At 35.7% G+C, this 938-nt stretch carries 1 protein-coding gene; it reads left to right on the forward strand.

Going from position 1 to position 938, the window contains the following annotated elements; translation table 11 throughout:
- Positions 1 to 846 (forward strand): IS4 family transposase (locus T472_RS16195; protein WP_152975192.1); only part of this gene is annotated, 846 nt, incomplete at its 5' end.
- Positions 847 to 938 lie beyond the last annotated feature (92 nt).

Genomic DNA, 938 nt, shown 5'->3' on the forward strand with positions numbered 1-938 from the left:
TTTGTACAACAACGAGCAAAAATAAAACATACCGCACTTGAAAGTTTATTCCATACATTTGCCCAGAGAACAACAGTAGATTCGTTGTTTAAGGGGTACCGTTTGTTGGCTGTTGATGGTTCTGACATCCATATGCCAACAGATAAAACTGACTTAGCTTCTTTGTATCAACCTAAGGATGGGACAAAACCATATAACCTACTGCATCTGCACGCATTGTATGATATCAAGCGACATACATATGAGGATGCAATAGTGTTGAAAAAACATCTTTCTAATGAAAATCGAGCTCTTACAGATATGGTAGACCGATCTACGATGAAAACCCCCGCACTAATTATTGCTGACAGAGGGTATGAGGCTTATAACAACATGGCACATATACAGGAACTGGGGTGGAAATATCTTATAAGAATAAAAGATCATAGTGCTTATACAAATGGCATTCTACATGGCTTCGAACTCCCATCTGCAGAAGAATTTGATGTTGATATAGATTTGAAGCTCACTAGAAAGAATACCAATGAAGTTAAGGAATTGCTAAAGGATAGAAACCATTATCGATTAATAGCTAGTACCCAAACTTTTGACTACCTTCCAGTAAAGAACAAAAAGAGTTATCCTACGATATTGTATAGATTACCTTTCAGAATTGTTAGATTTCCGATAACAGAAGACACTTATGAAGTTGTTGTTACCAATCTTGACAGAGAAATATTTCCGCCACAAATATTGAAGGAACTATACTCAATGCGATGGGGAATTGAAACTTCATTTCGGGATCTAAAATATACAATAGGATTGCTTCATTTTCATTCTAAAAAGGTGGAGTTTATACTCCAGTAAATTTTTGCTCGACTTGTTAGAATGAAAATGAAGCAATCCTATTGAATATTTTAGATCCCGAAATGAAGTTTCAATTCCCCATCGCATTGAGA

This window comes from Youngiibacter fragilis 232.1 (assembly GCF_000495435.3).
Lineage (GTDB): Bacteria > Bacillota > Clostridia > Clostridiales > Clostridiaceae > Youngiibacter > Youngiibacter fragilis.